This window comes from Pseudomonas sp. SWRI18, assembly GCF_014268345.1.
Taxonomy (GTDB): Bacteria; Pseudomonadota; Gammaproteobacteria; order Pseudomonadales; family Pseudomonadaceae; genus Aquipseudomonas; species Aquipseudomonas cedrina.
The window spans coordinates 1-24,008 of sequence record NZ_JACCQQ010000032.1; the positions used below are offsets into that span (position 1 = coordinate 1).

At 61.0% G+C, this 24,008-nt stretch carries 21 protein-coding genes; 18 read left to right on the plus strand and 3 right to left on the minus strand.

Annotated elements, in window-relative coordinates; translation table 11 throughout:
• Positions 1–91: 91 nt before the first annotated feature.
• The 3 genes from H0Z09_RS25145 to phhA all read right to left on the minus strand — a co-directional run bounded on the left by H0Z09_RS25145 (position 92) and on the right by phhA (position 2,535).
• Positions 92–1,288, minus strand: a complete 1,197-nt coding sequence (locus tag H0Z09_RS25145; RefSeq protein WP_186694317.1) for an amino acid aminotransferase — start codon at positions 1,286–1,288, stop codon at positions 92–94.
• Positions 1,288–1,644 (minus strand): 4a-hydroxytetrahydrobiopterin dehydratase, encoded by a 357-nt coding sequence (locus H0Z09_RS25150; protein ID WP_076952964.1) that lies wholly within the window; start codon positions 1,642–1,644, stop codon positions 1,288–1,290. The genes H0Z09_RS25145 and H0Z09_RS25150 overlap by 1 nt, the downstream gene beginning before the upstream one ends.
• Positions 1,645–1,743: 99 nt before the next feature.
• Positions 1,744–2,535: a phenylalanine 4-monooxygenase gene (phhA, locus tag H0Z09_RS25155; RefSeq protein ID WP_186694319.1), complete on the minus strand. Its 792-nt coding sequence runs from the start codon at positions 2,533–2,535 to the stop codon at positions 1,744–1,746.
• 257 nt (positions 2,536–2,792) lie between these two features.
• Here phhA and H0Z09_RS25160 point away from each other — a divergent pair, with 257 nt between their 5' ends.
• The 18 genes from H0Z09_RS25160 (at position 2,793) to fliE (ending at position 24,006) form a co-directional block, all read left to right on the plus strand.
• Positions 2,793–4,358 carry a sigma-54-dependent transcriptional regulator gene (locus tag H0Z09_RS25160; RefSeq protein ID WP_186694321.1) on the plus strand — a complete coding sequence of 522 codons (1,566 nt, stop codon included), beginning with the start codon at positions 2,793–2,795 and terminating at the stop codon, positions 4,356–4,358.
• A 507-nt stretch (positions 4,359–4,865) separates the two neighbouring features.
• Positions 4,866–5,606, plus strand: a complete 741-nt coding sequence (locus H0Z09_RS25165) for a flagellar basal body rod protein FlgF (RefSeq protein WP_186694323.1) — start codon at positions 4,866–4,868, stop codon at positions 5,604–5,606.
• Between the two features lie 66 nt (positions 5,607–5,672).
• A complete protein-coding gene (flgG, locus tag H0Z09_RS25170) occupies positions 5,673–6,458 on the plus strand; it encodes a flagellar basal-body rod protein FlgG (RefSeq protein ID WP_186694325.1) in 786 nt (261 codons plus the stop codon).
• 52 nt (positions 6,459–6,510) lie between these two features.
• On the plus strand, positions 6,511–7,206 hold the full coding sequence (flgH, locus tag H0Z09_RS25175; RefSeq protein WP_169376323.1) for a flagellar basal body L-ring protein FlgH: 696 nt from the start codon (positions 6,511–6,513) through the stop codon (positions 7,204–7,206).
• 27 nt (positions 7,207–7,233) lie between these two features.
• Positions 7,234–8,322 carry a flagellar basal body P-ring protein FlgI gene (locus H0Z09_RS25180; protein ID WP_076953109.1) on the plus strand — a complete coding sequence of 363 codons (1,089 nt, stop codon included), beginning with the start codon at positions 7,234–7,236 and terminating at the stop codon, positions 8,320–8,322.
• Positions 8,323–8,332: 10 nt separating this feature from the next.
• Positions 8,333–9,598 (plus strand): flagellar assembly peptidoglycan hydrolase FlgJ, encoded by a 1,266-nt coding sequence (gene flgJ / locus H0Z09_RS25185; protein WP_186694328.1) that lies wholly within the window; start codon positions 8,333–8,335, stop codon positions 9,596–9,598.
• A gap of 10 nt (positions 9,599–9,608) precedes the next feature.
• Positions 9,609–11,660: a flagellar hook-associated protein FlgK gene (flgK, locus tag H0Z09_RS25190; RefSeq protein ID WP_186694330.1), complete on the plus strand. Its 2,052-nt coding sequence runs from the start codon at positions 9,609–9,611 to the stop codon at positions 11,658–11,660.
• Between the two features lie 14 nt (positions 11,661–11,674).
• The gene (locus H0Z09_RS25195) at positions 11,675–13,297 is read left to right on the plus strand and encodes a flagellar hook-associated protein 3 (RefSeq protein ID WP_186694332.1); all 1,623 of its coding nucleotides are present in this window, start codon (positions 11,675–11,677) and stop codon (positions 13,295–13,297) included.
• Positions 13,298–13,573: 276 nt separating this feature from the next.
• Positions 13,574–14,503, plus strand: coding sequence for a ketoacyl-ACP synthase III (locus tag H0Z09_RS25200; RefSeq protein WP_186694334.1), 930 nt, complete (start codon positions 13,574–13,576; stop codon positions 14,501–14,503).
• A gap of 265 nt (positions 14,504–14,768) precedes the next feature.
• Positions 14,769–16,193 carry a flagellin gene (locus H0Z09_RS25205; RefSeq protein WP_186694361.1) on the plus strand — a complete coding sequence of 475 codons (1,425 nt, stop codon included), beginning with the start codon at positions 14,769–14,771 and terminating at the stop codon, positions 16,191–16,193.
• Positions 16,194–16,267: 74 nt separating this feature from the next.
• Entirely contained in the window at positions 16,268–16,618 is a 351-nt protein-coding gene (locus H0Z09_RS25210; protein ID WP_186694337.1) for a flagellar protein FlaG, read from the plus strand.
• A gap of 81 nt (positions 16,619–16,699) precedes the next feature.
• Entirely contained in the window at positions 16,700–18,097 is a 1,398-nt protein-coding gene (gene fliD, locus H0Z09_RS25215; RefSeq protein WP_186694339.1) for a flagellar filament capping protein FliD, read from the plus strand.
• Between the two features lie 138 nt (positions 18,098–18,235).
• Positions 18,236–18,640 carry a flagellar export chaperone FliS gene (gene fliS, locus H0Z09_RS25220; RefSeq protein ID WP_076952977.1) on the plus strand — a complete coding sequence of 135 codons (405 nt, stop codon included), beginning with the start codon at positions 18,236–18,238 and terminating at the stop codon, positions 18,638–18,640.
• A 25-nt stretch (positions 18,641–18,665) separates the two neighbouring features.
• Positions 18,666–18,962, plus strand: coding sequence for a flagellar protein FliT (locus tag H0Z09_RS25225; RefSeq protein WP_169374639.1), 297 nt, complete (start codon positions 18,666–18,668; stop codon positions 18,960–18,962).
• Between the two features lie 167 nt (positions 18,963–19,129).
• Positions 19,130–20,605 carry a sigma-54 dependent transcriptional regulator gene (locus H0Z09_RS25230; RefSeq protein WP_186694341.1) on the plus strand — a complete coding sequence of 492 codons (1,476 nt, stop codon included), beginning with the start codon at positions 19,130–19,132 and terminating at the stop codon, positions 20,603–20,605.
• 110 nt (positions 20,606–20,715) lie between these two features.
• Positions 20,716–21,927 (plus strand): ATP-binding protein, encoded by a 1,212-nt coding sequence (locus H0Z09_RS25235; RefSeq protein WP_186694363.1) that lies wholly within the window; start codon positions 20,716–20,718, stop codon positions 21,925–21,927.
• 7 nt (positions 21,928–21,934) lie between these two features.
• On the plus strand, positions 21,935–23,311 hold the full coding sequence (locus tag H0Z09_RS25240; RefSeq protein ID WP_186694343.1) for a sigma-54 dependent transcriptional regulator: 1,377 nt from the start codon (positions 21,935–21,937) through the stop codon (positions 23,309–23,311).
• 365 nt (positions 23,312–23,676) lie between these two features.
• On the plus strand, positions 23,677–24,006 hold the full coding sequence (gene fliE / locus H0Z09_RS25245; protein ID WP_076952981.1) for a flagellar hook-basal body complex protein FliE: 330 nt from the start codon (positions 23,677–23,679) through the stop codon (positions 24,004–24,006).
• Positions 24,007–24,008 lie beyond the last annotated feature (2 nt).

Below are 24,008 nucleotides of genomic sequence, written 5' to 3' on the forward strand. Positions count from 1 at the left end.
CGCGAATGCGGTGTGTCAGTTACAGATGCACTCGCTGACACACCGCATTCGCGAGCAAGCCCGCTCCCACAGTTTTATTGTGTTTCGTCAGCTACATGTTACAGACGTCGGCGATGGCTTCAGCCAGCAACGCAAGACGCGTCGCATCAACCCCCGCCACATTGGCCCGCCCGGAACTGACCATGTACACGCTGTGTTTCTCGCGCAGTTGCCTGACCTGCTCGGCGCTCAAACCGGTGTAGGAAAACATTCCGCGCTGCGCCCCAATGTGCGCAAACCGCTCCGACAAGCCGTGGGGCGCCAGCGCTTCCACCAGGCCTGAGCGCAAGTGCGCAATCCGCGAGCGCATGGCTTCGACTTCCTCGCTCCACAGCTGTTTCAGCTCGGCATCGCCCAGGATGGTCGCGACCACTGCCGCGCCATGATCCGGCGGCGTCGACCACAGGTTGCGCGCGGTATTCGCCAGTTGGCTGCGCACATCCGTCAGCTTCTCGGCATCCGCGGCGCACACGATCAGCGCGCCGACGCGGTCGCTGTACAGGCCAAAGTTCTTCGAGCAGGAACTGGTGACCAGGACTTCCGGCAACTCGGCGGCAAACAGTCGCACCGCCGAGGCGTCCTGCTCCAGGCCATCGCCAAAGCCCTGGTAAGCGAAGTCGATGAGCGGCAGCAGTTGGCGCTCGCGCACGATCTCGAGCACCTGGCGCCAATCAGCCTGGGACAGGTCGAAACCGGTCGGGTTGTGGCAGCAGGCGTGCAGCAGCACCACATCACCCTTCGGCACGCTAGACAGGGCGGCGAGCATCGCCGTCACGTCCAGACGATTGTCCGCCCCCACATACGGGTAATGGCTGACCTTGAGGCCGGCCTTGGCAAAGAGGGTCTCGTGGATCGGCCAGGTCGGGTTGCTCAGCCATACGCCACGGCCGGGCAGGTTCTGGGCGATGAAGTCGGCGCTCAGGCGCAGCGCACCGGTGCCGCCCGGGGTTTGGGTGGCGCCAACGCGGCGTTCGCGGATCAGCGCGGAATCGGCGCCGAGTACCAGTTCGCTGATCAGTGTGCCGAACGCGGCATTGCCGTGGCCGCCGATGTAGGTCTTGGTGGCTTGGGTGTCCACCAGGCGCTGCTCGGCGAGTTTGACCGCATGCAGGATGGGCGTAAGGCCCTGGTCATCCTTATAGACGCCCACGCCCAGATCGAACTTGTTCGGGTTGGCGTCCTGGGCGTACAGGTCCATCAGCCCGAGGATCGGGTCGCCGGGCACGCGGCCAATGGCATCGAAGTGCATTACTTGCGGCCCTCGGCATCTTTGGCCACTTCGTCGGTGCGCGCGGCCATGATGAAGTCGTTGCGGTGCAAGCCCTTGATGGAGTGGCTCCACCAGGTCACGGTGACCTTGCCCCATTCGGTAAGCAGGCCTGGGTGATGGCCTTCGGCTTCGGAAATTTCACCCACCGCGTTGGTAAAGGCCAGGGCGAATTTGAAGTTCTTGAACAGGAAAACCTTTTCCAGCTGCATCACGCCGTCGCGCACTTCGATGTTCCAGTCGGGGATCTGCTTGAGCAGTACCGGCAACTCTTCATCGCTGACTTGCGGGGCATCGGCGCGGCAGGCTTCGCAGTGGGCTTGGTTCAAGGTGGTCATGTGCGGTGTCCTGAATTCGAATGATTGAAGATCAGTGGGCGTCACCCTAAAGCAACGCGGGGCCAGGGAAAAGACTCACCTGGCCACAAAATATGAGGTTCACGCAGCCCTGGGCTTGGGCGCAAACTTCGGTGCGTGCAACCCAAGCTGCATGCCGCGCTCGACCATGCCCATGATGTCTTCCTGCGCCACATCGAACAGGCGCTTGAGTTCGGGCAGCACGAAGTACAGCGGTTGCAGGATGTCGATGCGATACGGCGTGCGCATCGCTTCCAGCGGGTCGAACGCCTGGTGCTCGGGCTCGGAGGACAGGCTGTACACCGTCTCCCTGGGCGACGACAGAATGCCGCCGCCGTAGATGCGCCGGCCTTCGGGCGTGTCCACCAGGCCGAACTCGATGGTCATCCAGTACAGACGCGCCAGGTAGACGCGCTGCTCCTTGGTGGCCGCCAGGCCGAGCTTGCCGTAGGTGTGGGTGAATTCGGCGAACCAGGGGTTGGTCAGCAGCGGGCAGTGGCCGAAGATCTCGTGGAAAATGTCCGGCTCTTGCAGGTAATCCAGTTCTTCACGGGTACGAATAAAGGTCGCCACGGGAAACTGCTTGCCGGCGAGCAACTCGAAAAAGGTCTGGAAGGGAATGAGCGCAGGCACGCGGGCGACTTGCCAGCCAGTGGTCTCGGCCAGCACCTTATTGATTTCGCCGAGTTGCGGAATGCGATCATGTGGCAGGCCGAGCTTATCGATGCCGTCCAGGTATTCCTGGCAGGCACGGCCCTCGATCACTTTCAACTGGCGAGTGATCAGGGTGTTCCACACCGCGTGTTCTTCCGGCGAGTAGTGGATAAAGCCTTGCGCGTCGGGTTCGCGGGCCACGTATTGCGTCTGCTTCATACGGCTCTCCTGCTAGGCATTCGTTCTTGTTATGTCCTGCTATGGGCTTATTGATAACCCGTGCGCGGCAAGATTCCATCCGCCTGAACAGCCGCCATGTAGGAAGAATTACCGGCTATCGTAAAGTATTCGTTACGTTTAGGCGGATGGCCGTGGTCTTGGGCTGGGAAATCCCCCGGGACTGTCACATAATCTTGACGACTATCTGCGCCCAGCGACAAAAAGACACGGCGCCTACCCACCTTTCGAGCCTCTTCATGCGTATCAAAGTGCACTGCCAGAACCGCATCGGCATCCTGCGGGACATTCTCAACCTGCTGGTGGAGTACGGCGTCAACGTTGCCAGGGGCGAGGTCGGCGGTGAGCACGGCAACGCCATTTACCTGTACTGCCCTAACCTTGTGAACATGCAGTTCCAGGCGCTGCGCCCGCAGTTCGAGGCGATTGCCGGGGTGTTTGGCGTGAAAAGGGTAGGGCTGATGCCCAGCGAGCGCCGGCACATGGAGCTCAACGCACTGCTCGGCGCCCTGGAGTTCCCGGTGTTGTCGATCGACATGGGCGGCTCCATCGTCGCCGCCAACCGCGCCGCGGCTCAGTTGCTCGGGGTGCGGGTGGATGAAGTGCCGGGCATTCCGTTGTCGCGCTATGCCGAGGATTTCGACTTGCCGGAGCTGGTGCGAGCGAGCAAATCGCGAATCAATGGCCTGCGGGTCAAGGTCAAGGGTGATGTGTTTCTGGCGGACATCGCGCCGCTGCAATCTTCCGAACACGATGACAGCGAGGCCATGGCCGGTGCGGTGCTGACCCTGCACCGTGCCGACCGCGTGGGTGAGCGCATCTACAATGTGCGCAAGCAGGAACTGCGCGGCTTTGACAGCATCTTCCAAAGCTCCAAGGTCATGGCCGCCGTGGTCCGCGAAGCCCGACGCATGGCGCCGCTGGATGCGCCTCTATTAATAGAAGGCGAAACCGGCACGGGCAAAGAGCTGCTGGCACGCGCCTGCCACCTGGCCAGCCCGCGTGGGCAATCGCCGTTGATGGCGCTTAACTGCGCCGGCTTGCCCGAGTCGATGGCCGAGACCGAACTGTTCGGCTACGGCCCGGGCGCCTTTGAAGGCGCTCGCGCCGAAGGCAAGCTGGGGCTGCTGGAGCTGACGGCGGGCGGTACCTTGTTTCTTGACGGTGTCGGGGAAATGAGCGCGCGCTTGCAGGTGAAATTGCTGCGCTTTTTGCAGGACGGCTGCTTTCGGCGGGTTGGCAGTGATGAAGAGGTGTACCTGGATGTGCGGGTGATCTGTGCGACCCAGGTGGACTTGTCCGAACTCTGCGCACGGGGTGAATTCCGCCAGGATCTCTACCATCGGCTCAATGTGCTGTCCTTGCACATCCCGCCTTTGCGCGAATGCCTGGATGGCTTGTCGCCTTTGGTTGACCACTTTCTCGACCAGGCGAGCCGACAGATCGGTTGCCCATTGCCCAAGCTGGCGCCCGCCGCGATGGATCGCTTGAGCCACTACCACTGGCCCGGCAATGTGCGGCAGTTGGAAAACGTGCTGTTTCAAGCGGTGTCGCTGTGCGAGGGCGGCACGGTCAAGGCTGAGCATATTCGTTTGCCGGATTACGGGGTGCGTCAGCCGCTTGGCGATTTTTCGCTGGAGGGAGGGCTTGAAGCGATCGTTGGTCGGTTCGAGAAGGCGGTATTGGAAAGTTTGTATGCGCAGCATCCCAGCAGTCGGCAGTTGGGCAAGCGGTTGGGGGTTTCTCACACCACGATCGCCAACAAGCTGCGCGATTACGAAATTCTCAAAGCCGAACGCGGTTGAAAAGTGGGTGGCTTGCCTGCGATGGCCGTGGGTATCTACACAACTTTGTAGTGAGCGGGCTTGTCCCGCGCTGGGTGGCGAAGCCGCCCCAATAAGAACACTGCGGTGTTTCAGATAGAACACAGTCGCCTGGTTTGGGGCGGCTTCGCCACCCAGCGCGGGACAAGCCCGCTCACTACAGGGATACCTTTCAGTCGTTGGGAGTTGTGTAGATACACATGCTGCGATTGCGGTCATTCAGTCACAGATGAGCAATATGACACTCGGCAATCGCAGGCAAGCCAGCTCCCACAGTTGATCTTTGTCGGTTTCAAGACCGGGGCTTGCCGTAAGCGGCAGTAGTCCGCCGTTTTTTCGACTCTCACCCAACCCTTAAATCACCATGCCTGCCCGCAAACCCCCGTCCCGCCTGCACTTCACCGCCTTTTTAAAAGTTGGTTCGCAAATTGCTTAAGCCTCATCAGTACAGCGGTGGGCGGCAAGCGTCCGTCAGAAAGAGGAAGAAGCGTGGACAAGTACCTTTATGTGGCAATGACCGGCGCCAGCCAGAATGCGCTGGCGCAGAAGGCCCATGCCAACAACCTGGCGAACATCTCCACCAATGGTTTCCAACGTGACCTGGAACAGGCGCGTTCGATGCCGGTGTTCGGTGACAGCTTTCCGGCGCGGGCGTTTGCCCTTACCGAGCGTCCGGCCACCGACTTCACGCCGGGCGCCATGATCGAAACCGGCCGCGACCTCGACGTGGCCGTCAGCGGCGACGGCTGGATGGCCGTGCAGACCCCGGATGGCGGCGAAGCCTACGTGCGCAGCGCCAGCATGAACGTTGACGCGCTGGGCGTGCTGCGGGCCGGCAACGGCATGCCGATCATGGGCAACGGTGGCCCGATTGCCGTGCCGCCCCAGCAGAAGATCGAAGTGGGCGCCGACGGCACCATCAGCATCCGCGCCATGGGTGAAGGCCCACGGGTGATGGCTGAAGTGGACCGCATCAAGCTGGTCCAGCCCGACCTGAAGAACATGACCAAGGGCCTGGACGGCACCATCCACACCAAGGATGGCCAGCCGGCCCAAGCCGACGCGAACGTCACGCTGACCTCGGGCTTCCTGCAGGCCAGCAACGTCAATGCGGTGGAAGAAATGACCGCGGTGCTGGCGCTGGCCAAACAGTTCGAACTGCACATCAAGATGATGAACAGCGCCAAGGAAGATGACCAGGCCATGACCCGCGTCATGCAGATGAGCTGACAGGCGACCCCCGAATTCTAATTGTGTAACGCGGCGCCAACAAACAGGCGCGCAGAGGAGAACAGCATGCTTCCGGCTCTATGGGTTGCCAAAACAGGTTTGTCCGCCCAGGACACCAACCTGACCACCATTTCCAACAACCTGGCCAACGTGTCGACCACGGGTTTCAAACGTGACCGTGCCGAGTTCCAGGACTTGCTCTACCAGATCAAGCGCCAGCCTGGCGCCCAGTCGACCCAGGACAGCGAGCTGCCATCGGGTCTGCAACTGGGTACCGGTGTGAAGATCGTCGGCACCCAGAAGAACTTCACCGCCGGTAACCTGCAGCAGACCGGCCAACCGCTGGACATGGCGATCAACGGCAAAGGCTTCTTCCAGATCCTGCAGCCGGATGGGACCACGTCCTACACCCGTGACGGTACGTTCCACCTGGATTCCAACGGCCAGATCGTCACCGCCAACGGCTTCGCGCTGGAACCTGCGATTGTGGTGCCAGCCGATGCGCAGACCTTCACCGTCGGCAACGATGGCACCGTCTCGATCACCGTGGCCGGCAACCCGGCGTCCCAGGTGATCGGCAACCTGCAGACCGCCGACTTCATCAACCCGGCCGGCCTGCAGGCCATGGGTGGCAACCTGTTCCTGGAAACCGCCGCCAGCGGCGCGCCGCAAATCGGCACCCCTGGCCTGAACGGTTTCGGCACCACGCTGCAAAGCACCCTGGAGACCTCCAACGTGAGCACGGTTGAGGAGATGGTCAACATGATCACCACCCAGCGCGCCTACGAGATGAACTCGAAGGTGATCTCCACCGCCGACCAGATGCTCTCGTTCGTTACGCAGAATCTGTAATCAAGTCTATGGGCGCCCTCGAGGGCGCCGGCAACACCGTGAGGTTAGGGTCATGAATCGCTTTGTTTCTGTTCTGGCATTGAGTGGGATCGCCGTGCTCGCGGGCTGTGTCGCCCCGACGCCGAAACCCAATGACCCGTACTACGCGCCGGTGTTGCCGCGCACGCCACTGCCGGCGGCGGCCAACAATGGCTCGATCTATCAGGCCGGTTTCGAACAGAACCTGTACAGCGACCGCAAGGCGTTCCGCGTGGGTGACATCATCACCATCACCCTGAACGAGCGCACCCAGGCCAGCAAGAACGCCAACTCCCAGGTGGGCAAGACCAGCAAGGCGGGTCTGAGCCTGACCTCGTTGTTCGGCGCCGTGCCCAACGTCAATAACCCGCTGGGCGATGGTGACCTGAGCCTGAACGCCGGCTACAGCGGCGACCGCGCCACCAACGGCAAGAGCGCGGCGGGGCAGGGCAACAGCCTGACCGGCTCGATCACCGTGACCGTCGCGGATGTATTGCCCAACGGCATCATCGCCGTACGCGGCGAGAAGTGGATGACCCTCAACACCGGCGACGAGCTGGTGCGCATTGCGGGCATGGTCCGCGCCGATGACATTTCCACCGACAACACCGTGCCGTCCACGCGGATCGCCGATGCGCGCATCACCTATTCCGGTACCGGTGCTTTCGCCGATGCGAGTCAGCCTGGCTGGTTCGACCGTTTCTTCCTCAGCCCGCTGTTTCCTTTCTAGGTGGCCACTTTGAAACTCAAACAGCTGATGGCGGCCGCATTGTTGCTGAGCCTGAGCGCCGTCGCCCAGGCCGAACGCCTGAAAGACATCGCCAGCATCTCCGGCGTGCGCTCCAACCAGTTGATCGGCTACGGCCTGGTGGTGGGGCTCAGCGGTACGGGTGACCAGACCACCCAGACCCCGTTCACCCTGCAGACCTTCAACAACATGCTCTCGCAGTTCGGCATCAAGGTGCCGGCGGGTTCGGGCAACGTGCAGCTCAAAAACGTCGCGGCGGTGTCGATCAGTGCCGACCTGCCGGCGTTCTCCAAGCCGGGCCAGGTGGTGGACATCACCGTGTCGTCCATCGGTAACTCCAAAAGCCTGCGTGGCGGCACCTTGCTGATGACGCCCCTCAAGGGTATCGACGGCAACGTCTACGCCATCGCCCAGGGCAACCTGGTGGTGGGCGGCTTTGATGCCGAAGGTCGCGACGGTTCGAAGATCACCGTCAACGTGCCGTCGGCGGGGCGTATTCCCGGCGGCGCCACGGTTGAACGCACCGTGCCCAGCGGTTTCAACCAGGGCAACAGCCTGACCTTGAACCTCAACCGCTCCGACTTCACCACCGCCAAGCGCGTGGTCGACAAGATCAACGACATGCTCGGCCCTGGCGTGGCCCAGGCCATCGACGGCGGCTCGATCCGTGTGACGGCGCCGCTGGATCCAAGCCAGCGCGTCGACTACTTGTCGATCCTGGAAAACCTCGAGGTAGACCCGGGCCAGGCGGTGGCCAAAGTCATCATCAACTCGCGCACCGGTACCATCGTGATTGGCCAGAACGTCAAGGTCTCGCCGGCGGCGGTGACCCACGGCAGCCTGACCGTGACCATCACCGAAGACCCGATCGTCAGCCAGCCCGGGCCGTTGTCCAACGGCCAGACGGCGGTGGTGCCGCGTTCGCGCGTCAATGCCGAGCAAGAAGCCAAGCCGATGTTCAAGTTCGGCCCCGGCACCACCCTGGATGAGATTGTCCGCGCGGTGAACCAGGTGGGCGCAGCGCCCGGCGACTTGATGGCGATCCTTGAAGCTTTGAAACAGGCCGGCGCCTTGCAAGCCGACCTGATCGTGATCTGAGGCCATGGCCATGGACATGCGCAAGAGCGGTATCAGCAGCACGGCGGACTCGGGGTCCTACTCCGACTTGAACCGGCTTAACCAGCTCAAGGTCGGCGACGACAAGAACAGCGAAGGCAACATGCGCAAGGTGGCGCAGGAGTTCGAATCGCTGTTCTTGAACGAGATGCTCAAGTCCATGCGTTCGGCCACCGACGCCCTGGGCAAGGACAACCCGCTGAACACCCCGGCGGCCAAGCAGTACCAGGAAATGTACGACCAGCAACTGGCGGTCTCGCTGTCCCGCGAAGGCGGCGGTATCGGCCTGGCCGACGTGCTGATGCGCCAGATGCAAAAGAACAAACCGGTGGAGGCCCAGGCCGCCACCCTGCAGGGCCCGGCAGCGGCAACGGCTGCGAAGAAGGCCGATGTGCCGACCGAAATAGCCGCCGGCACCCAGGCTCAAGGCCCGCTGGGTCGCTCCAACGGCCAGCGTCCGCTGTGGGCGTACCGCGTGGCTGAACCCCAGGCTGGCGCCGCGGCCTCCCACGGCAACGATATGGAGTTGATGAACCAGCGCCGTATCGCCTTGCCGAGCAAGCTGACCGATCGCCTGCTCGCCGGCATCGTGCCGACCACCCAGGTAGCCACGCAAGCCAAGGCCGCGCCGCTGCGCAACAGCGCCTTGCAAGACAATGTGGTCAACAGTGCTGCGCGCAGCGTTGCCGTGCCCAGCGACCGCATGCAGATTTACAGCCGCGCCGTGGCCCAGCCGCCGTTGGCGCCGGCGAAGAAAGCCTTCAGTTCGCAGGATGAATTCGTCGCCACCATGTTGCCGATGGCCGAAGCGGCCGCCAAGCGCATTGGTGTCGATCCCAAGTACCTGGTGGCCCAGGCCGCGCTGGAAACCGGTTGGGGTAAATCGGTGATGCGCGCCCAGGACGGAACCAGCAGTCATAACCTGTTCGGCATCAAGGCCGGCCAGAGTTGGCAGGGCGAGAAAGCGCGTGCGATCACCAGCGAATTCCGTGACGGGGCGATGGTCAAGGAAACGGCGCAGTTCCGTTCCTACAACTCTTACCAGGACAGCTTCCACGACCTGGTGACCTTACTGCAAAGCAATGATCGCTATAAAGATGTTGTGAAATCGGCCGACAACCCGGAACAGTTTGTACGCGAGTTGCAAAAAGCCGGGTACGCCACCGACCCGGCCTACGCCAGCAAGATTTCGCAGATCGCCAAAACGATGGACAGTTACCAGAATTACGCTGCCGCTGGCGCAACCACACATTTATAAGGTCTGAACCATGAGTTTGCTCAATATCGGGATGTCGGGGCTTAACGCTGCTCAAGGATCGTTGACGGTCTTGAGTAACAACATCGCCAACGCCAACACGGCGGGCTATTCGCGTCAGCAGACCACCCAGAGCGCGAATGCGTCGAATCCGTTCGGCGGCGTATTCATCGGCAGCGGCACCACCCTGGCGGACGTGCGCCGGGTGTACAACGAATTTCTCGACGCGGCCTACCAGAACAGCACCTCGCTCAACGCTGACGCCAAGGCGTACCTGGACCAGGTGAGCGCCGTGGACAAGACGCTGTCGGACAAGACCACCGGCATGTCGGCGGTGCTCAGCGATTTCTTCGCCGCGGTCCAGTCCGCCTCGGCCAGCCCGAACAATACGTCGACCCGCCAGATCCTGCTGACCAGCGCCCAGACGTTGAGCAACCGGTTCAACTCGATCTCCAGTCAGTTGAGCCAGCAGAAAGAAACCATCAACAGCCAACTGACCTCCCTGACCGATCAGGTCAACCAGCTGACGACGTCGATTGCTTCTCTCAATAAACAGATCAATCAGGTGCAGGGTTCTTCGAACACCACGCCGGCCAACCTGCTGGATGCGCGCGCCGAAGCCGTGCGTTCGCTCAATGAACTGGTCGGCGTCACCGTCGGCGAAAAGAATGGCGTGTTCAGTGTCAGCACCGGCAGCGGCCAATCCCTGGTGCTGGGCGATCGGTCCAACACCCTGTCCGCCGTACCGAGCAAGAGCGACGCCAGCCAGTACACGATCCAGCTCAATGCCGCAGGCGGCGGTACGACCATGGACCTGGGTAACGTGATCAGTGGGGGCAGCATTGGCGGCTTGCTGCGCTATCGCAGCGATGTCCTGACGCCGGCCATCAATGACCTGGGCCGCATTGCGATTGTCACTGCCGACACGATCAACAGCCAATTGGGCCAGGGTCTCGACCTGAACGGCGAGTTCGGTGCGTCGATGTTCAAGGACATCAACAACGCGGCGTCCGTCGCCCTGCGCAGCGTGGGCGCCCAGGGTAACCAGGGTGCCGGTAGCCTGGGTGTGACGATCAAGGACACCAGCAAGCTGACCAACTTCGATTACAAGGTCAGCTTCAACGACCCGGCCGACCTCAACAAGGTCACCGTGCTGCGCTCCGATGGCAAGGCCATGGGCAACTTTGATATCAGCGCCACACCGCCCGCAGTGATCGACGGCTTTACCCTGGAGCTCAAGAACGGCCCGATGCAAGTCGGCGACAGCTTCAAGGTCAGCCCGACCGCCAGCGGTGCCAAGGATATCGGTACCGTCCTCACCGACCCGAACAAGGTTGCGTTTGCCGCGCCGTTGAAAGGGGAGGCCAGTAAAACCAACCAGGGCACCGGCAGCTTTACCCCGCCGACCCTGACCCTGCCCCTGGATATCCAGGGCGGCGCCGATACCGCGCAACTGCGCGTCGGTATCGAAAGTTCGATGCCGGTGAAGATGGTCTTTGCCAAGCCCGCGGCCGACGGCACCCAGGCCTATACGCTGAATGACGCCAAGGGCGACCCGATCGGCTCCGGCACCATCATCCCGGGGCAGGCGAACAAGATCACCATCAACGTGCCGATGCGAGATGCCAGCGGTGCCCTGGTGGTGCCGGCCAAGAGCTTCGGCTTCGATACCTCGGTGGCGGGTTCGCCGGCGCCGGGTGACAGCACCACGTTTTCGTTCAATGCCACGGGCGAGTCCGACAACCGTAACGCCCAGCAACTGCTCAACTTGCAAACCAAAGCAACCGTGGGCGTGGCGCTGGATGGCACCGGCGGCACCAGCCTGGTGGGGGCCAACAGCAAGTTGGTGTCCACGGTAGGCGCCAAGGCCGCTGCGGCCACCACGGACACCACTGCCACCAACGCGTTGCTGGCGGCCAACAAAAATGCGCGCAACTCCGTGTCCCAGGTCAACCTGGACGAAGAGGCGGGCGACATGATCAAGTTCCAGCAGTACTACACAGCGTCGTCGCAGATCATCAAGGCTGCGCAAGAAACCTTCAGCACGCTGATCAATAGTCTTTAAGGGAGTCTGGGACGATGCGCATTTCTACACAGCAGTATTTCGACACCAGTGCCGCCAAGTACCAGAACAACTATTCCGGTGTGGTCAAGGCGCAAGAGCAGGCGAGCTCTGGCGTGCGCGTGCAAACCGCTGGGGATGACCCGGTGGCCGCGCAGCGTTTGCTCATGCTGCAGCAGCAGAAAGATATGCTGGCGCAGTTCAGCGGCAATATCACCAACCTTCAGAGCTCGCTGACCAACGAAGAAGGCGTGCTGCAGGCGATCACCCAGACGATCCAGGCGGCCAGCCAATTGGCGCTGAAGGCCGGTGGTGTGACCAGCGATGCCGACCGCAAATCCATCTCGGTGGAGGTGGGCGCCCTTGAAGACCAACTGCTGGGCTTGCTCAACAGCAAGGATGCGTCGGGCAACTATCTGTTTTCCGGCTCCAAGACCGATACCCCGCCGTACGCGCGCAACATTGACGGCACCTACAACTATCAGGGTGACGAAAACGAGCTGAGCCTGCAGGTGTCCGAAACCCTGAGCGTGCGCACTGGCGACACCGGCAAGAGCATTCTGGAAGGGGCGGCCAACAACAGTCGCACCCAGACCCAGTACACCACGCCGGCACCGGTGCCACCTGCGACCACGCCGTCTGCGGTGGATGACAAAAAAGTCTCCATTTCGGCCGGTTTGGTGACCTCGGGTATCGACTACACCAAGTCGTTCGCCGACGGCCAGCCCTACAAGCTGACGTTCACCAGCAGCACCCAATACGTGGTGCGCGACAAAGACAACAACGACATCACGTCGCAGCTCCCAGGCAACGGCACGTTCGACTCTACCAAAGAAGGCAGCGCCAGCATCAACCTGCGCGGGGTCAAGTTCGATATTGCCGTCGACCTCACCGACATTTCCACCGGACCGGTTGCCGATGCGATGGTTGCAGGCCGCGAGTTCAGCCTGGCGGCCAAGCCGGACGTGTTCAACGTGTCGCGAACCGCGAGCAACACCTCGGCGACCCAGTTGACCAACGCCACCATCAGCAGCCCGGCCAAATATGCCAGCACCTTTCCCGCCAACAGCGGCGTGCTGATCAAGTTCAGCGACACCGACCCGTCGGCGTTCCAGGTGTTTACGCAGCCGTACAGCGCCAACAGCAAGGCGATTGACTCGGGCGTCATCGACACGACGACCACGCCCAATTCCATCACGGCGGCCGGCGTGACCTTTGGCCTGAGTGCCGCGCCTGCGGTCGGCGATCAGTTTTCGGTCGGCGCCAGCACCCAGAAAACCCAGAGCGCCCTCGACACCCTGAGCCAGTTGCGCAAAGCCCTGGAGCTGCCGGCCGATGGCATTCCCGGTGCCCGGGTGAAGCTGCAGGACGCCTTGAACGCCGCGGTCAGTAACCTGACCAGTTCGGCGGACCAGGTCGACAACGTGCGCGGCTCCGTCGGTGCTCGGCAGAACGCGCTAGATGTGCAGGCCTCCGAGAACCAAAGCGTGGGCCTGGCCAACAAGACGACGATGAGTGCCCTGGCGAACATCGACATGGGCGAAGCGGCGATCAACCTGACCCTGCAGCAGACCATGCTGGAAGCCTCGCAGCTGGCCTTCGTGAAAATCTCGCAGTTGAGCCTGTTCAACAAGATGTAAGCGGCGTTACGTCAAGCGGCCCGCTCTGGAAACAGGGCGGGCCGTTGTCGTTTGCGGGGTTTAATTGTTTGAAGGTTTTGCATAAAGCACACACAATTAGGTGACCTGCGGGTCATAAAGCGCATCTTCACTGTATCGTGTGAAAAGGATAAGTCGTCACAGGATCCTTGCGGGACGGCTTTCAGCGAGATTTTTATGGGGTTATCCCCTTTATTGTCAGCACTCCGGGCGCAGGCCCTGGGGTGTTCTCCAGCTATTTAGTATTGGGAAGCCACAATGATTGGCATAAAAAGCATCGCCAGTTACGTGCCGGCAGACGGTATCGATAACTACGCCCAGGGTGCGAAGTTCGCCAAGGATGAAGAATTCATCATTGGCAAGATCGGTTCGGCGTTCCTGCCGCGCAAGGAAGCCGCGCAGGAAACCTCCGATCTGTGTGTCGAGGCGGTCAACGCTTTGTTTGCCAACAACCCCGATTTGAAGCGCGAGTCGATTGACGCGCTGATCGTCGTCACCCAGAACGGTGATGAAGAGGGCTTGCCCCACACCGCGGCCATCGTCCAGGACAAACTGGGCCTGCCGACCCATGTCGCGGCCTTTGATATTTCCCTGGGCTGCTCCGGCTACGTCTACGGCATCTACGCGATAAAGGGCTTCATGGAAGCCGCCGGCCTGAAAAACGGCCTGCTGGTTACCGCCGACCCGTACTCGAAGATCGTCGACCCGGAAGATCGCAACACCACCATGTTGTTTGGTGATGCCGCCACCGCCACCTGGATGGGCGAAGACGCGCCGTGGTTGCTGGGCAAAGCCAAGTTCGGCACCGACGGTTCCGGCGCGCCGCACCTTAAGGTCAGCAACGGTGTGTTCTTCATGAACGGCCGCCAAGTGTTCAACTTTGCCTTGCTCAAGGTGCCCGCGCATCTGCACGAGCTGCTCAATGAGTCGAATCTCAAGGCCGATGAGATCGATGCGTTCTGCATCCACCAGGGCAGTGCGGCCATTGTCGACGCCGTGGCGCGGCGTTTCGAAGATGCGCCGGTGGACAAGTTCATCAAGGACATGGTCGAGACCGGCAACACCGTGTCGTCGAGCATTCCGTTGCTGCTGGAAAAGCACGTGATGGACGCCACCTGGAAGCGCGTGGCCATCAGCGGTTTTGGCGTGGGCCTGTCGTGGGGTTCGGCGATTCTTTACCGTCCGTGACGGGTTAAACGCTCAAATAACAAAACGCCGATGATCGCCAGATCATCGGCGTTTTTTTATTGGCGCCAGAAAAGCCAATGAAACCGGGGCTTTGGGCCGCTGTAACCCATTGAAATGCAAGGGGTGGCACGGTGCTAGTAAAAAATTTCAAAAAAACCCTCAAGCAACCGGCTACCACGACGATAACTATTACGTAGGTTCTCAGGCCACACCCGGCGGTTGCCAGGGCCGGAAGCCGCAGTATCCATCCAACGAGGATTTCGTCATGGCTTTAACAGTAAACACCAACATTGCTTCGATCACTACTCAGGGCAACCTGAACAAAGCCGGCGGCGCCCTGGCCACTTCCATGCAGCGCCTGTCGTCCGGCCTGCGTATCAACAGCGCTAAAGACGACGCTGCCGGCCTGCAGATCGCTAACCGCCTGACCAGCCAAATCAACGGCCTGGGCCAAGCAGTCAAGAACGTGAACGACGGTATCTCGATCGCTCAGACCGCTGAAGGCGCGATGCAGGCTTCGACCGACATCCTGCAAAAAATGCGTACCCTGGCTCTGTCCTCGGCAACTGGTTCCCTCAGCCCTGACGACCGTAAGTCGAACAACGACGAATACCAGGCTCTGACTTCGGAACTGACCCGTATCGCACAAACCACTACTTTCGGTGGCCAGAAGCTGCTGGACGGTTCGTACGGTACCAAAGCCATCCAGGTTGGCGCAAACGCTAACGAAACCATCAACCTGAGCCTGGAAAACGTTTCGGCCAGCACCATTGGTTCGCAGCAAGTCAAAAGCAAAGCCATCGTGCCTAGCGCAACTGGCTTGGCTGGCGGCGCCATCACTGTTACCGGTAATGGCCAAACCAAAACCGTTAACTACGCTGCTGCTGCCTCGGCAAAAGACATCGCTGCCGGCCTGAACGGTTCTATCGGCGGCCTGACCGCTACCGCCAGCACTGAAGTAAAGCTGGAAGTGGGTGCTGCAACTCCGTCGAACTTCACCCTGGCTGTAGGTTCTAGCGGTGCAGTGAGCTTCGTGGGCGTTACCGACCTGGCTGGTCTGGCTGACCAACTGAAATCCAACGCTGCCAAGCTGGGTATCAGCGTCAACTACGACGAAGCTAACAAGAGCCTGTCGGTTAAGTCGGATTCCGGCGAAAACCTGTCGTTCGCTGGCGCTGATGCCAACGCTCAGACCAACATCCTGGTTGGCGCGAAAGATGGCGCAGGTGCATTCGCAACCCCAGCTGCATTGGGTGCTGCGGCGATCGTTGTGACCGGTCAGGTCTCCCTCGACTCGGCTAAAGGCTACTCCTTGAGCGATGCTGCTGCGGGTGTGTCGGACTTGTTCTCTGCCGCTACCGTGTCGTCGGCCAAAACCACCATCGCTCAAACCGACGTGACCGACGCCACCAAGGCCCAGAACGCCCTGGCTGTCATCGACAAAGCCATCGGCACCATCGACGGTGTTCGTTCGGGCCTGGGTGCTACCCAGAACCGTCTGACTACTACTGCAGACAACCTGCAGAACATTCAGAAGAACTCCACCGCTGCACGCTCCACTGTTCAGGACGTCGACTTCGCTTCCGAAACCGCCGAGCTGACCAAGCAACAAACCCTGCAATCGGCTTCCACCGCGATCCTGTCGCAGGCTAACCAGCTGCCATCCGCTGTACTGAAGCTGCTTCAGTAACACCAGCGCTTGGTAACTAACGGAAGGGCGCGTCTACGTGCCCTTCCGTTTTTTCGGTTTAGAGGAGATTGGACATGGACATGAGTGTAAAGCTGAACCAGTCTTATCCGCCGGTTGCCCCCCAAGGCGCACCTGTGCAGGTGATCGCCGACAAGAGCGTTGCCAAGGTTCAGGAAGTTGCGCCCGCAGGCAAAGAGCCTGAGCGTGCCGACCTGGAAAAAGCAGTTACTGATATTCGCGAATTCGTACAAGCGTCCGAGCGTAAACTGGACTTTTCAATCGATGACTCCACCCATCGTGTGGTGGTCAAGGTCATCGCCACCGATAGCGGTGAAGTGATTCGCCAGATTCCGTCGGAAACAGCATTGAAACTGGCCCAGAACCTTTCCAGCGCAAGCCACTTGTTGTTTGACGACAAGGTCTGAGCTGGCATGAAATTTGTTGCTGTCCTGTCTTGAGGCGTCATAAGTCAAGATAACGGCAGCCACCGAACAGGAGAGACGAAGATGGCAGGTCCAACCATAAGTGGTATCGGTTCGAACATCGATACGCAAAAGATCGTGACTGCCTTGGTCGATGCCGAAAAGGTGCCCAAGCAATCGCAGATCAATACCGCTTCTGCGAAGGCAACCACTCAGCTGTCTTCGATCGGCAAGATTCAGGCGGCGCTGGATGCCTTCCGTGGCGCCCTGGACACAATGGCCAAGGACAGCAGTTTCACTGGGTTGACCGGCTCGTCCTCGGATGAAAAAGTCGCCACCATGAAGGCCAGCAATACGGCGTCCAATGGCAGTTTCCGTCTGATCATCGATCAGCTCGCCCAGGCGTCGAAGCTGTCGACCACCACGTTCAAGAATGGTACCGCTTCGGTGGTCAATGCCACTGGCACGGCGACCAAGCTGACCATTACCCAGTCTGACAAGAGCTACGACCTGAGCATACCTGCCGGCGCGACCTTGCAGCAGGTGCGTGACTCGATCAATACGCAGTTTTCGACTGCGGGCCTGAGTGCCAACATTCTCACCGACTCGAACGGTTCGCGGTTGATCCTGACGTCCACCAAGATGGGGACCGGTTCGGATATCACCCTGTCCGGCAACTCCGGGCTCGATGTCGGTGCGACCGTGGTCGACCCACCCAAAGATGCCGAATACAGCATCGATGGCATTCCGGCTGTTTCCAAGAGCAACACCATCACGGGCGCCTTGAGTGGCGTGGACATCACGCTGGTCGCGGTTTCGCCGACCAAGATTGCCAATGATCCTGCCTCTGGGCGCACTGCCACGCTTATTACCGTCAGCACCAACAACACGGCACTCAAGTCCGGCGTGAAGGGTTTCCTGGATACCTACAATGCGCTGATGACCGCCATAAACGCAGAAACCAAGGTCACCAAGAACGCGGATGGCAGCACGACCCCGGCGACCCTGACCGGCGATTCAACCATGCGCTCGCTGCAGTCTGCGATTCGCAACGAGTTCAACATGCTCTCCGGGACAGGCCAGCTCAAGTCCCTGGCTCAGTTTGGTATGACGACCAGTTCCACCACGGGTTTGCTGACGCTGGATGATAAGAAGTGGGACGCGGCGGTGAAGACCAACGCGGCCGATATCAACAGTATGTTCACCGGCCCCACCGGTATGCTGGCGCGCATGAAAACTGCTACCGAAGACTACGCCAAGGCCACCACTGGCGTTTTGGCCACGCGCTCGTCATCTCTATCGGATTCGTTGAGAGACATCGGCAAGCAGCAAGCGGCCCTGGAAGAGCGCATGACCCTGCTCACCAGCAGCCTCTCCGCCAAATACAACGCCATGGACACCCTGGTCGCTCAATTGCGCCAGCAAAGCACCAGCGTCATGACCACGCTCAATGCTTTGAACAATCCAAAGACCAATAATTGATCCCTTGAGTGGATAACGGCCAGACACTTGTCTGGCCTTTTTTTGATCGTTGACGACTGGCCCTAAAGCTTTTTGCGGGCCAGTCGACATATTGGTTACTGAATTCCTTTTCGCTGTCGCCTGTCACGAGGTAGAAACATGAATCCCATGAGAGCCCTTCGCCAATACCAGAAGGTCAATTCCCATGCTCAGATCTCCGAAGCCAGCCCGCATCGCCTGGTGCAGATGCTGATGGAAGGCGGGCTGGACCGCATGGCCCAGGCCAAAGGCGCGTTGGCGCGTGGTGACATCGCGGCCAAGGGCCTGATGCTCGGCAAGGCGATCGATATCGTGATCGGCCTGCGTGACGGCCTGGATGCAGAGAAGAGTGATAACCCGGCTTACGTCCAGCAGTTGGAAAGTTTGTATGCCTATATGACCAACCGACTGATGGAAGCGAACCTGCATAACGACGCCGACATGATCGACGAAGTGGCGCGTTTGCTGATCACTGTAAAAGAAGGCTGGGACGCCATCGCGGCGCCACAGGCAGCGGCAGAATAAGGCCTTAGGCCTTGAGGAACACGTCATGAGCCAAGCACTGCAACGCATTGATGAAACCCGTGAGGCGCTGATCGGCGCGCTGGCGGACCGTAACTGGGACGCCATCGGCGAACTGGACATGGGCTGTCGTGGCGTGATTGACGAGGTGCTCAGCGAAGTGCCGGTGGATGAAGATGCGCTGCGCGAGAAGCTGGAGAGCCTGTTGACGGTGTACCAGCAGCTGCTTGAAGTGACGACGGGCGAGCGCCAGGCGATTTTCGAAGAGATGTCGCAGATCAACCAAGCGAAAAACGCGTCAAAGGTCTACCATCTGTTCGGTTGAAGCAGACGCAGTTAATCCGACCGGCGCGTCATAAATTTGACCGTGCCAGCTTTTTTGACTTAACTAGTGCTGTTTTAAGATTTCAGACGTCTATAGAGTAAGAAGTCCTACAGCCGTCTCGATTGCTCTCACCGGGCAGGAAGTTTTACTAGGGAAGTTGCTATTGCATGTGGCGTGAAACCAAAATTCTGCTGATCGATGACGATAGCGTCCGCCGCCGCGATTTGGCGGTGATTTTAAATTTTCTTGGCGAAGAAAATTTGCCCTGTGGCAGCCATGATTGGCAGCAGGTTGTCAGCTCGTTGTCATCGAGCCGTGAAGTCATCTGTGTGCTGATCGGGACGGTAAACGCTCCTGGCGCTGTTTTGGGCTTGTTAAAGACACTGTCTACCTGGGATGAGTTCCTTCCGGTGTTGCTGATGGGCGATATTTCTTCTGTCGACCTGCCGGAAGACCAGCGCCGCCGCGTGCTTTCTAACCTGGAAATGCCGCCCAGCTACAGCAAGTTGCTCGATTCCCTGCACCGTGCCCAGGTCTATCGCGAGATGTACGACCAGGCCCGTGAGCGCGGTCGCCACCGCGAACCCAACCTGTTCCGCAGCCTTGTGGGCACCAGCCGCGCCATCCAGCACGTACGCCAGATGATGCAGCAAGTGGCCGACACCGACGCCAGCGTGCTGATCCTCGGCGAGTCCGGCACCGGCAAGGAAGTGGTCGCGCGCAACCTGCATTATCACTCCAAGCGCCGCGATGGGCCCTTTGTGCCGGTCAACTGCGGGGCGATCCCGGCGGAGCTGCTCGAAAGCGAATTGTTCGGCCACGAGAAGGGCGCCTTTACCGGGGCGATCACCAGCCGTGCCGGGCGCTTTGAGCTGGCCAACGGCGGCACGCTGTTCCTTGATGAAATCGGCGATATGCCACTGCCGATGCAGGTCAAGCTGCTGCGCGTGTTGCAGGAGCGCACCTTCGAGCGCGTGGGCAGCAACAAGACCCAGAGCGTCGACGTGCGCATCATCGCGGCGACCCACAAGAACCTCGAAAGCATGATTGAGGTCGGCAGCTTCCGCGAAGACCTGTATTACCGCCTCAACGTCTTCCCGATCGAGATGGCCCCGCTGCGCGAGCGCGTGGAAGACATCCCGCTGCTGATGAACGAACTGATCTCGCGCATGGAACACGAAAAGCGCGGCTCGATCCGTTTCAACTCCGCCGCGATCATGTCCCTGTGCCGCCACGGCTGGCCGGGCAACGTGCGTGAGCTGGCCAACCTGGTGGAGCGCATGGCGATCATGCACCCCTACGGTGTGATCGGCGTGGTCGAGTTGCCGAAGAAATTCCGCTACGTCGACGACGAAGACGAGCAACTGGTCGACAGCCTGCGCAGCGACCTGGAAGAGCGGGTCGCCATCAACGGCCACACGCCGGACTTCGGTTCCACCGCCATGCTGCCGCCCGAAGGCCTGGACCTGAAGGACTACCTCGGCAACCTGGAGCAAGGCCTTATCCAGCAGGCCCTGGACGACGCCAACGGCATCGTCGCGCGTGCCGCCGAGCGCTTGCGCATCCGCCGCACCACCCTGGTGGAGAAGATGCGCAAGTACGGCATGAGCCGCAAAGAAGGTGATGAACAGGCGGATGATTGACGCCTGTTTTTCAAGCCGCTGATTTATCAGCGGTTTTTTTTCGGCACAAGTATTGCTACAGCCCTCGCAACGTTCCGTTTAACTGACGGTCAGCCAAGCGAGAGAGCATGATGCCCCACGCCGCCCAAGTAGCTTCGACCCCTGTCATCCCGGGGCTCATTCCGTCTGTAGAGCCGCTGGCCCGCCAGGGGCTTGAACACGCGTTCTCGCAGTTCAGCCAGATGTCGAGCCAACTGACCGACTCCTACAGCCTGCTCGAGGCGCGGGTGTCCGAGCTCAAGGGCGAGCTGGCCGTGGTCAGCGCCCAACGCATGGAAGAGCTGGCCGAGAAGGAACGCCTGGCCAACCGCCTGCAAAACCTGCTCTCGCTGTTGCCGGGCGGCGTGATCGTCATCGATGAAGAGGGCCGCGTGCGCGAAGCCAACCCGGCCGCCTGCGACATGCTCGGCCTGCCGCTGGAAGGGCAGCTGTGGCGCCATGTGATCACTCGCTGCTTTGCGCCGCGTGAAGACGACGGCCATGAAATTTCCCTCAAGGACGGCCGCCGCTTGTCCATCGCTACCCGTTCCCTGGACGCGGAGCCGGGCCAGTTGGTGCTGCTCAACGACCTGACTGAAACCCGGCACCTGCAAGACCAGTTGGCACGCCACGAGCGGTTGTCGTCGCTGGGGCGCATGGTCGCTTCCCTGGCGCACCAGATCCGCACGCCACTGTCGGCCGCGCTGATCTACGCCAGTCATTTGACTGACGAGCAACTGCCCGCCGCCACCCACCAGCGCTTTGCCGGTCGCCTCAAGGAGCGCCTGCATGAGCTGGAGCACCAGGTGCGCGACATGCTGGTGTTCGCCCGTGGCGAATTGCCGCTGACCGAACGCATCACGCCGGCCGAGTTGATGCAGGCCCTGCAAGCGGCTGCCGCCACCCATATTCAAGAGGCCCAGGTGCGCTGGCAGTGCGACAGCCACCTCGGTGAACTGCTGTGCAACCGCGACACGCTGGTGGGTTCACTGCTCAACCTGATCGAAAACGCCACCCAGGCCAGCGGCACCGGCGCGCGGCTCAAGGTGCACCTGTACAACCGTGGGCAGACCCTGCGCCTGTGCATCAGCGACAGCGGCAGCGGTATAGAACCTGCGGTGCTGCGCCGCTTGGGCGAGCCGTTTTTTACCACCAAGACCAACGGCACCGGCCTGGGCCTGACCGTGGTCAAGGCTGTGGCACGTGCGCATCAGGGAGAATTGCAGCTGCATTCGCGCCTGGGGCGTGGCACCTGTGCATTGATGACCTTGCCGCTGTTTTCATGCGCGGCAAGCGCGGAGTAACGAGGATATGGCTATCAAGGTTCTGTTGGTGGAAGACGATCGCGCCCTGCGTGAAGCATTGGCTGACACGCTGCTGTTGGCGGGCCATGACTACCGGGCGGTCGGTTCTGCCGAGGACGCCTTGGAAGCGGTGGAGCAGGAGTCCTTCAGCCTGGTGGTCAGCGACGTGAACATGCCTGGCATGGATGGTCACCAGTTGCTCGGCCTGCTGCGTGCGCGCCAGCCGCAGTTGCCGGTGCTGTTGATGACCGCCCATGGCGCCGTGGAGCGCGCGGTCGACGCGATGCGCCAAGGCGCGGCGGATTACCTGGTCAAGCCGTTCGAACCCAAGGCGCTGATCGAGCTGGTCGCGCGGCATGCCCTGGGCGTTATCCCGGCCACTGAAGGCGAGGGCCCGATTGCCTTCGAACCGGCCAGCGCACAATTGCTGGAGCTGGCGGCCCGCGTGGCGCGCAGCGATTCCACCGTGTTGATCTCCGGCGAGTCGGGCACCGGCAAGGAGGTGCTGGCGCGTTACATTCACCAGCAATCGACCCGTGCCAAACAGCCGTTTATCGCGATCAACTGCGCGGCGATCCCCGACAACATGCTCGAAGCCACGTTGTTCGGCCATGAAAAAGGCTCGTTCACCGGCGCCATCGCGGCCCAGGCGGGCAAGTTCGAACAGGCCGACGGCGGCACCATCCTGCTCGATGAAATTTCGGAAATGCCCCTGGGCCTGCAAGCCAAGCTGCTGCGCGTGCTGCAGGAGCGCGAAGTGGAACGCGTCGGCGCGCGCAAGCCGATCCAGCTGGATATCCGCGTGGTCGCCACCACCAACCGCGACCTGGCGGGCGAAGTGGCGGCGAGGCGCTTTCGTGAAGACCTGTTCTACCGGCTGTCGGTGTTCCCCCTGGCCTGGCGCCCGTTGCGCGAGCGCCCGGCGGACATCATTCCGCTGGCCGAGCGCCTGTTGAATAACCACGTCAAAAAAATGAAGCATGCCCAGGCGCGCCTGTCCGCCGAGGCCCAGGCGTGCCTGATCGCCTATCCATGGCCGGGCAATGTGCGCGAGCTGGACAACGCGATCCAGCGCGCGCTGATCCTGCAACAGGGCGGCCTGATCCAACCCCAGGATTTCTGCCTGGCCATGGGCAGCGGCGCGGCGCCCTTGCCAACGCTGGCGCCCGCGCCGCCGGTGGCGGAGGCGGAGTCCGCCGGTGCCCTGGGCGACGACCTGCGTCGCCGCGAATTCCAGATGATCATCGACACCCTGCGCGCCGAGCGCGGCCGCCGCAAAGAGGCCGCCGAGCGCCTGGGCATCAGCCCGCGCACCCTGCGCTACAAGCTGGCGCAGATGCGCGACGCCGGGATGGATGTGGAAGCGTATCTGTTCGCCACCTGACCGCACGCACCCTTGGCCCGACGCTGAAATCCCGCTGAGCAGGGTTTCTGTGGCGAGCGGGCATGTTGTGGCGAGCGGGCTTGCCCCGCGTTGGGCTGCGAAGCAGCCCCAAAGCCAGGCGCAGAGGAATGTCTGATACACCGCATTCGTCTTCATTGGGGCTGCTTCGCAGCCCAACGCGGGGCAAGCCCGCTCGCCACAAGGGGAGCTCGCCAGCCTCTGAACGTCACTATGGCGGTAAAAAGGCCGACAAGGTTTGTCGCCTTTTCTTACGAGCTGAACCAGAGCTGGCACCCTTGTTGCTACCTCCCTTAGTAATCGCTGCGTAGTGTCAAAAATTTGCGGGTTGTCGGAGAGAGAAGGTCATGAGCCAGGGTATTGAATTCAATCGGTTGATGTTGGATATGCGCTCCATGCAAATGGATGCCATGGCTCAGCCGAAATCCGTCGCGCAGGTGCCGCAACTGGGCCAGAGCAGTTTTGCCGACATGCTCGGTTCGGCCATCAATAAAGTCAGTGACACCCAACAAGCGTCCAGCCAGTTGGCCAATGCGTTCGAGATCGGTAAGAGCGGCGTGGACCTCACCGACGTGATGGTCGCCTCGCAAAAAGCCAGCGTGTCCTTTCAGGCCTTGACCCAGGTGCGTAACAAGCTGGTGCAGGCCTATCAAGACATCATGCAGATGCCGGTTTAAGG